The organism is Psychrobacter sp. GW64-MNA-CIBAN-0177, assembly GCF_040309585.1.
Lineage (GTDB): Bacteria > Pseudomonadota > Gammaproteobacteria > Pseudomonadales > Moraxellaceae > Psychrobacter > Psychrobacter okhotskensis.
Map to the genome: position 1 here is coordinate 391,748 of NZ_JBEOOY010000001.1, position 9,328 is coordinate 401,075.

At 44.3% G+C, this 9,328-nt stretch carries 7 protein-coding genes and 2 tRNA genes; 5 read left to right on the forward strand and 4 right to left on the reverse strand.

Translation table 11 applies throughout. The annotated features are described in order from the left end of the window. Positions 1 to 54: 54 nt before the first annotated feature. The 3 genes from AAEY79_RS01560 to hemA all read right to left on the reverse strand — a co-directional run bounded on the left by AAEY79_RS01560 (position 55) and on the right by hemA (position 3,598). Positions 55 to 492, reverse strand: coding sequence for a YeeE/YedE family protein (locus AAEY79_RS01560; protein WP_101211669.1), 438 nt, complete (start codon positions 490 to 492; stop codon positions 55 to 57). A gap of 241 nt (positions 493 to 733) precedes the next feature. Then, a complete protein-coding gene (locus AAEY79_RS01565; RefSeq protein ID WP_201578442.1) occupies positions 734 to 1,870 on the reverse strand; it encodes an aminotransferase class V-fold PLP-dependent enzyme in 1,137 nt (378 codons plus the stop codon). A 330-nt stretch (positions 1,871 to 2,200) separates the two neighbouring features. After that, a complete protein-coding gene (gene hemA, locus AAEY79_RS01570) occupies positions 2,201 to 3,598 on the reverse strand; it encodes a glutamyl-tRNA reductase (protein WP_025651876.1) in 1,398 nt (465 codons plus the stop codon). A gap of 437 nt (positions 3,599 to 4,035) precedes the next feature. On the opposite strand from hemA, the gene AAEY79_RS01575 reads away from it, so the two are divergent. From AAEY79_RS01575 to ispE, 3 genes are all read left to right on the forward strand, one after another. After that, entirely contained in the window at positions 4,036 to 5,973 is a 1,938-nt protein-coding gene (locus tag AAEY79_RS01575; RefSeq protein ID WP_227692064.1) for a tetratricopeptide repeat protein, read from the forward strand. Positions 5,974 to 6,152: 179 nt separating this feature from the next. Continuing rightward, positions 6,153 to 6,797, forward strand: a complete 645-nt coding sequence (lolB, locus tag AAEY79_RS01580) for a lipoprotein insertase outer membrane protein LolB (protein WP_101211672.1) — start codon at positions 6,153 to 6,155, stop codon at positions 6,795 to 6,797. Positions 6,798 to 6,847: 50 nt separating this feature from the next. Further along, positions 6,848 to 7,792, forward strand: a complete 945-nt coding sequence (ispE, locus tag AAEY79_RS01585) for a 4-(cytidine 5'-diphospho)-2-C-methyl-D-erythritol kinase (protein WP_352286964.1) — start codon at positions 6,848 to 6,850, stop codon at positions 7,790 to 7,792. A gap of 11 nt (positions 7,793 to 7,803) precedes the next feature. Here ispE and AAEY79_RS01590 read toward each other — a convergent pair whose 3' ends face one another. After that, complete coding sequence (locus AAEY79_RS01590; protein WP_025651872.1) at positions 7,804 to 8,709, reverse strand: hypothetical protein; 906 nt, start codon at positions 8,707 to 8,709, stop codon at positions 7,804 to 7,806. 301 nt (positions 8,710 to 9,010) lie between these two features. Between AAEY79_RS01590 and AAEY79_RS01595 the strand changes: the two genes are divergently transcribed. After that, positions 9,011 to 9,086 (forward strand) — tRNA-Gln (locus tag AAEY79_RS01595). A 165-nt stretch (positions 9,087 to 9,251) separates the two neighbouring features. Further along, a tRNA-Gln gene (locus AAEY79_RS01600) sits at positions 9,252 to 9,327 on the forward strand. Position 9,328 lies beyond the last annotated feature (1 nt).

The following is a 9,328-nucleotide window of genomic DNA, read 5'->3' on the forward strand; positions in this document are numbered from 1 at the left end:
GCTGTTATAAACAATATTCAACGCCGCCTGAGCAACGTGCCGCCTATGAGCTATTTAAATCATGCCTAAGACATGCCGACCAAGATAAACCGTCATAACACCAAAGAGCATAAAGGTTACTGTTGCTACCATCGAGCGTGGTGACAGGCGTGCATTACCGCAGATTCCATGACCGCTGGTACAGCCTGAGCCCAAACGCGTACCGAAGCCGACCAGCAATCCTGCACCGATTAATAAGGGTAAAGAGGTGCTGATTTCGACATCAGGTAGTGGTCTTGCCAGCTGATATAGCAATGGTGAGACGATGAGACCAAATATAAAAAGCACTTGCCACATCTCGACGCGCTTGGGCTTTAAGAGGCTTGAAAAAATACCACTGATGCCAGCAATACGGCCAATGCCTAACAGCAGGATGACAGTCGCCACTCCCAACATTAAGCCACCTACTAAAGATATCGGTGTAAATGCTTGCCAGTCTACTTGTATGCTCATAATATTTACCTAAGCTTATTTTCATCCAAAATAACTTTAAAATCATTTTATAAAAAAACATTATATTATAAAATATAATAAAAAGGTAAAAAAATACTGAACCTATTGTTATAAAGGCTCAGTATTTTTAAGTTGAACATACCTTTTGCAAAAATTTGAGTAGTAAGTAAAACAAGCGTAAGCACTACACCAAGTAGGCTAAGTAAGTTTTACGCAGCTAATCATATTTTTTGGATAGGTACTATTTCGCCAATACTTTATCAAGCGCGCTTTCAAAGCGTTGTACCGCACCATCAACGTCTGTCAATTTATCTAAACCGAATAGACCCAAACGGAAGGTTTTAAAGTTTTCTGGCTCGCCAACTTTTAGCGGTACGCCAGCAGCGATTTGCAAGCCCGCCTCAGCAAAGGCACTACCTTTATGCATGTCATCACGCTCAGTGTAAGCTACCACAACGCCTGGCGCTTCAAAACCTTTTGCCGCAACGCTTTCGACGCCTTTGTCTTCTAGTACTTTACGAATACGGTTGCCAAGCTCCCACTGCGCCTCAGACAGTTTGTCGAAGCCAACTTCTTTGGCCTCATTAATAGTATCGCGGAACTGACGCAGGCCATCGGTTGGCATCGTTGCATGGTAAGCATGACCACCATTTTCATAGGCGCGCATGATGTTTAACCATTGCTTAAGATCGAGACTAAAGCTATCAGATTCTGTGCTCTCGACTTTTTTGACTGCAGCATCGCTAAGCATGACAAGACCGGCACAAGGGGTGCTGCTCCAGCCTTTTTGTGGCGCGCTGATGAGTACGTCAATGCCCAAGGCTTTCATATCGAGCCATACACAACCTGATGCGATGCAATCGATGACCAATAAGCCACCAACGCTATGGACGGCTTCGCCCAATGCTTTGATATAGTCATCTGGTAAAATGATACCGGCTGAGGTTTCGACGTGCGGAGCAAAGACGATGGCGGGTTTTTGTTCTTTGATTTTTGCTACAGCGACGTCGATATCGACTGGTGCAAATGGCTTTGGCGCTTCCGTATCTTCCGTACGATCAGCGGTTAATACCGTCGATGACTTAGCAATGTTGCCTTTTTCTAAGATTTGCGTCCAACGATAGCTAAACCAGCCATTACGGATAATCAGACAATCTTCATCCTTTGCCAATTGACGCGCGACAGCTTCCATCCCATAAGTGCCAGAACCCGGCACGATAGCAACGGCATCAGCGTTATAGACTGACTTTAGCTCACTAGATAAGTCGTTCATTACTTGTTGAAAGACCTTGGACATATGGTTAAGGGCGCGGTCAGTGTAGACCACTGAATATTCTAATAGGCCATTTGGATCAATATCTTGACGTAATGCAGTCATGGAACGCTCCTAGTTTATGGTTAGATAATTTGATGGCGCTTAAGTCTCAGTACAGCCATATCCAAATATGGATAAAGCCTAGGTATTAATACCGGATAAGAAACCAGAAAGCGACTAAATAGGCTAAAAATGAATATTGATAAAGCCTATAAACACTAAGCCAATATATTCATAGCCACACGCTTAGCGAACACCAGTACGGTATCTTAATCCAAACCATTTAATTAATGAGAGCTTGATATTAGCACTGATACCGAGGGTTGACAACGATACGCCTAGGCAATGATATGACTTGCACTGTTGACCGTTTATTGGTAAATGCGGCGCTCATCAGCGTCGACGATTGGTATCTTTTAGCCCTGAGACAACGAAATCTAACAATTCACTGTCCCCTTCGCGCGCCGCTTTGCGCATCAGCTTGGATGGCGCATGGGTCAAGGTTTGAGTTAAGCGTCTCGACAGCTCGGTGATGATATCTTCAGGGCTAGCACCTTCAGCGTTCAGCTTAGCAATGGATTCATTGAGCAATTTATCCACTTGGTCGTGGGTACGCTCGCGATACTGCTGAATGTCTTTGCCGACTTGGCGCACTTGAAAGCGTCGATCCATTTCAACGACCAATTGACTAACGAGCAGCTCCGCATCTACTGCTGCTTGCCGACGCTGTTCAATATTGCCCGCGATGACATGTTGCAAGTCATCGACAGAATACAGATACACATCATCGATACGGCTCACGGTCGAATCGATATCACGTGGCACCGCCAAGTCTATCATCAGCATTGGCTGATAACGGCGACGTTTCAGCGCTTGCAACGTCATGGTTTTATCAATCAATAAATCCATACTACCACTACAACTACTCACAATATCGGCTTCCGCCAACACTTGCGGCAACTCTTGCAAAGCTCTGACTTCCACACGTCGTCCAGGCTTGCGCAGTTCAGCCGCTAGAGCCTCAGCACGCTCAGGATTGCGGTTACAAATAATCACCCGCCCTACCCCAAGTCCGGCAATATGAGTGGCGACTAGACGATTCATTTCACCAGCGGCGACCACCAACAGAGTACGATTGGGCAAGTCATCAAAAATCTGCGTGACCAGCTTGGCAGCAGCGAAGCTAAGCGATACTGCTTGAGCGCCAACCTTGGTCTCATTACGTACCCGTTTGGCAGCAGCAAACACCTGATCGACAATCCAGCCTAGCTGATTGCTCAAGGCTTTTTGATCTTGCGCCAGATGTACAGAGCGCTTAATTTGACCGAGTATCTGCGGTTCGCCCAATATCATAGAGTCCAGCCCAGCAGCGACGCGCAGCCAATGAGTCAGCGCATGAGTATCACGGTGCACATAAAGATAAGGGTCAATCTCTGCAAGCGACAATTGCTTAAAGTTAGCCAGCCAAGTTTTAATCTTCATGATATGGGCGCTGACGGCCGCTGAGGAGACAGTATTGTTGAGCGCCATATTGTTAGGCTTACCACTAGAGTCACTGCCAGAAGAGGATAACTTGGCATCATCGACATTTGGCTGTGCTGGCACAAACAAGGTCTGCGGCACGATGGCATAAATCTCAGTGCGGTTGCAGGTGGAGACGATCACGCTGCCATCAGTAAAGGCCTCTAATTGCTCAAGGGCAATAGTCACGTCTTCACCCACGAGCGCCAAGCGCTCTCGTAGAGCGACTGGTGCGGTTTTGTGATTGACCCCAATGACCACTAATCTCATTATTGATAGACCATAAATATAACGCTCACCTGCCAGTCAAGCATGCGTATCGTTTGCCAGAAGCAGTTTTTGTAAGTTAAAAGGCAGTTTTTAGCAGACAGCGCTTAAAGGAAAACCTAAAATCGCTTATTATATCATTATTGCCAGCTTTATTTAATACTCGCCCACCTGTGATGACTATTTGCTTGTATCTGGTTGACTGTATCTGGGCGCATGAGTAACAAATCAACTACCTCATAAACTTTTAAGACGATTATTTGAGTAACACGGGCGCTATTGTTTATCCTCTCAATCTAATCTTATAATGTTGGTCATGGGTACTGGCTACCGATGTCTGTTTTAAAATCAACACGATAAAATTGCCTTATGAATGGGTAAACAATAGGTGTATACGGCTATTTATGATTTTTTTTGAGTCATCATTTCGATCACAACTTGTGCATAACGATCAATCTAGCCTTCGCGCTTTATTACACGTCATTATTGAACGTCTATGCCAACGTTATAAGCTAACATTATCGTTGGCCATTTGTTTGTGCCTAGCCTCACCCACTCAGGCCAATCCGCTCGACCCATCTGATATTCATAACAGTCAATCCTCAGTAAACCAGCCTTCAGCCGCAATGATGAATACAGATGCGGCTAATCGCGAATGGTCTATCAAGGATTATGATGTCGATAATACATTTGCCAATGAGCCAACACAGAATGAGTCAACAACGACCGTAACCAGCGTAGCAAATGTAAATAGCTTAGCACCGACGATTGCCGCACAACCGACGCTGACAGAACCAAGCTTATATGCGCTTTTGGACGCAGAATTTGCTGCTGATCGCAACGATACACGCCGTGCTGTGACGATTTATAAGCAGCAATCCTTTAAAGAAGATGCGACCGCAGTGTTTGAGCGCGCGCTTAGCTTATCTTTGCGTAATGAAGGTATCGAGGACTCCTTGCAGTTTGCCAAAACGTGGCAAGACCAAAACCCCGATCATGTACCAGCATGGTTTTACGTGGCGCATTTGGCCTTGCGTGCGCACGACTATCTGTTGGCGGGTGAGACCTTAAATCGTATCTTGCGTTATGACCCTAGGGCAGACTTAAGCGAAATTCTTATCGGCATTTATCCCAACACTGATGATGACAAGCGTGAATTACTCGCCGCCCTACAGCCACTGGATAGTGAACAAAATGCCTCGTTGTCGGTGTTAAAAGCAGGCTTGCTTTACCAATTCAACGAACCTGAGATCGCCATCGTCCATATCAATCGCGCGCTGGAGCGTCAGCCTGACTATGTGCCTTTTATTACCCTAAAAGCCGATATATTGCGCAAAATAGAAGCGCCAGAGACGGTGATTAACTATGTCAGCCAAGCGCGCCTGCGTAACCCCGACAGCAAAAACTTATACCTATATGAGATTCGCTACTTATTGGATCTGAAACAAAGCGAGCAAGCGTGGCAGCTATTACTAGCGGCGCACAATCGCTTTAGTGATGATGCTGAGATTACCTTATTGGCCGCATTGGTCAGCTTAGACATCGAAGAATATCCTAGTGCTGATCGGCTACTCAATATGTTAGCAAAAAGCCCCGCTTACCTTGACCAAGCTTATTATTACCTTGGTATCAGTGCCGAGCGCCAACAACGCTTTGAGCAAGCCAAGTACTATCTGAATGGCGTCATGCAAGAAGACTTGGTGCTAGAGGCGCGTAAAAAAGTCGTGGGTTTTGAATTGCTTAACGATGACGTAGACGCCGCCATCGCCACCTTAGAAAAACTACGCAAAGAATTCAGCGTCTTTGCCCCTGATACTTATGTGCTGCAAGCCGATATTTTGTGGCAGCAGAATGAGCCAGATGAAGCGCTGCGTTTGTTGACGCGAGCGGCGCGCAAATACCCTAATAGTGAGATGCTACTGTTTGCCCGTGCTCAACTGTTAGATGATAAAGACGACTACGTGGTCAAACGCACTTTGCTCAATCACTTGCAAGCGCTCGATCCTAACAACCTCTCTTATCAGCTCAGTTACGCTCAGCTATTGCTGGCCAACGAGCGTAGCTCTGCGCAAGGCTTGGCGCTAGCGACAGCGATTATCCAAATCCGCTACGATGATCCGCGTTACGATAACGAGCTGCATCTGCAAGCGCTCAACGTACTAGCAAGTAATGCCTTGGCCAATGAAGACTATCGCCAAGTGATTGACTATCTACAAACCCCTTACGACGTCTTACCGACTCTACGCTCAGGAACGCTGTTGCTGCGTGCTTATCAAGGTCTGGGCGATAATGACAAAGTCGACGCCTTACTCGCCGACCTACAGCAGCGCTTCTCGTTTGGGCAACACAATGTTAATGACCGCATACAGCTGTATTAACAGCGGTTTGGATTATCTTCAATCAATATTTTTTATAAATAATCAGTTATACCATTACGCCAGCCATTCAAGCACAAGTTATCAAAGCTACAAGGCACTTATAAGAAGCTAACAGCGGCGTATAAATGGGTAACAAATTCAGCTTAAGCTATTATCTTTGTTAATTTTGAGGAAGTATCATGTCAGTATTACAAACAATCCCTTTTCAAGCCAATAAACTGGGTCTATTGACGGCTTTGACAGCAGCCATTTTGGTGACGACTGGCTGTCAATCGTTAAAAGCTAACAGTGGCACAAACCAGCCTAGTAGTACCGTACAGGGACAAAGCGTCCAGCAACCACAAAAGCTTGAGAGCTTCAATATTACCGGTAAAATTGGCGTTACGACACCTGCTAATGATGCTAACGGTGCTCAAGGCGGCAGTGCTTTTTACGCGTGGGGACAACAAAGCGACCGCTTTGCGATTGAGTTGATTGGCGCGCTAGGCATTGGCAAAACCAACATCGAATATAATGGTCAATCAGCGACCTTAGTCAGTGAAAAGACCGGAACCTTAACTGCTGCTGATCCTGAAACCTTGCTCAAAAAAGCCACGGGCTGGCAAGCGCCGATATCCCAAATGCCCTACTGGATATCTGGTCGCCCAGCGCCTTCCGATAGCGCACCACAGCTTGATGCTCAGAACCGTTTAATCAGTTCAGTTAATGGTGAGTGGAATGCCAGCTTTACGTATAAAGGCAATGATAAACTGCCAAACAAAATCAGCGCCGTACAATCACAAGGCAATAAAGTCGTCATGACGATTGACCATCAGAATCGTTAAAGCATTGAAGTATTGAGACATTCATGAATCAAATGGCGATGCAAAATAATATGAGCGCTAAAACGACCATCACTCGCTTATCCCCAGCAAAAATCAATCTGTTTTTGCACATTACTGGTAAGCGTACTGATGGCTATCATAATTTACAAACCGTTTTTCGCTTGCTCGATTGGGGCGATTATCTCCATTTCTCAGTCATGAATAAGACGACGATTTTTACGGTAGACAATACGCTAGATGCGGATAAGCTTTGTCATCAGCTACTGATATTGACTGGCGCATACGCAATAACGGTCAGCATTGAAGACAATCTCATTTTTAAAGCCGCACGCGCATTGCTAGCATTTGCCATAGAATCAACCAAACTACCTAAGCAACTAGCGTCAGTGCAAATTACTCTAGACAAGCATTTGCCGATGGGTGCAGGCTTGGGTGGTGGTTCGTCCAATGCCGCGACAACTCTAATAACATTAAATGAGATTTGGCAGCTGAATTTAACATGTGAGGAGCTTATAGAAATCGGTGCAAAAGTGGGTGCGGACGTACCCATATTTATCTTTGGGCAAGATGCGATTGCGATGGGTATTGGCGAGGAGCTGACAGCGATTGATTTGCCTGAGCAGCAGTATTTAGTGCTAACACCAAACGCGCATGTGAATACCGCCAAACTGTTCGCCCATCCTAAATTACAGCGCGATATTACGCCACTGTCAATTGAGACGATTAAAAATCAGTCTAATGACTATGATCAACATTTAAATGCGCCTTACCAAAATGTCTTTACGCCCGTGGTTATCAGCCTTGCCCCTGCTGTCGATGAAGCGCTTCAGTATTTGCAACGTTTAGAAGAGCAAGCACTAGGAACATCACGAATGACTGGCTCGGGTAGCGCGGTGTTTTTGCCGTTAGATGTGAATGTTGCTAGTGATAAGGCACTCTTGGCAAAGTGGATTAAATGTGCGCCTTGTGAAGGGTATGTAGTTAGGAGTTTGTAGCTAGTCATTTTTTACAATTCAGAGCTTGGTTTCGATAATATAACCAGTACATACCAACATATTCCAGCTAAACCAAGATATAGCACTGATAGACCAAATTTATGAATGGCAAAGTGAATTATGCCAGCCAAAGCAGCACAAATGGCTACCGTCAAAAATAGAATAATTCCAATTGCACCAGCGCAACCCGCTTCATTAGCGGCTAATTCTTGAGATTTCTTTAGCGTTTGCTCTTCTTCAATAGACCTTTTAGGCGTGGCTTTTCTAAGCCGCTTATCATGTTTGTAGAACCAGTAACTAGGAAAACCAAATAGTAGGAACGTTAAAAACCATTGACGACGATCTGTACGCTGCTCTGCCCTAAAATAAGCAAGCTGATCTTCGTATCTGTATAGCTTCTTGCCATCAACACTGATTTCATATACGACATTACCAATCCAGGTACCTGGCTGATAGAGAATATTCGCGGTTTGTCCAGAATAACCATAGGCTTGACTACAACTATCACGGTCATAATATTTACAATGTAGCCTTGTATCCCTAATTAGTAATGATGATGACGTGTTCTTACCTACTCGACGGTTAAATGGCTCATCTGGAATAACCCCACTCACTTGTTCTAGCTTAGTTTTATCTTCAGCAATTTTTGTAAAAGATATACTTGAGTTAAAGAGAAATGTAATAATTATAATAAATGGTATGATACCGGTAATAACATTATACCCATTACTCGAAATAACAGGCTTAAGGTAGGTTCGCGTTACTAGAGCAGATAAAATTAAAAAGAAAAGCATATAGGCTGAAACCATAGAGTCAGCGATAAAAACACCTATCACTGGAAATACTATCGCGTAAACTAAACTTGTATAAAAAAACTGCTTAGGCGTTGGTTTAACGAACCACTGTTTTATACCCAAGAAACTATCCCTTATTGGCTATTTATATAAATATAATTATTTGACTTCTATTGTATGTAATTTAAAGAACTGTAGACATTAAGTATAAAGAATTTTTTTATATTTTAAAAAATGTTGCTCTAGACAAACCCTATCTAAGCTCACCTATGCAATCCTACAATAAAATGTCATTAACTCGTCAATTCTTATGGTCGATTTCTGCCATTCACCTATCAAAACCATCCCATTACGAATAAAAGCCATAAAAAGCCGCAAATGACTTGCAAAATCTGAAAATCTACTTATAATAGGTCGCCTCAATAGGGGTATAGCCAAGTTGGTAAGGCATCAGGTTTTGATCCTGACATCCGTTGGTTCGAGTCCAGCTACCCCTGCCATTTTTAGTTCGGATTGCTGTTTTATAGCAATTGACAACACCTTTCCTATTTCGGTATAGTTCGCAATGAACACCGTTAGGGAACGCCGTCTTAGACGGTTAATAGGTAACGACGCTAGTCTAATTTTTTATTAGTATTCAGCGCTCGTACTGCCTAGTACATTACAGGGGTATAGCCAAGTTGGTAAGGCATCAGGTTTTGATCCTGACATCCGTTGGTTCGAGTCCAGCTACCCCTGCCAT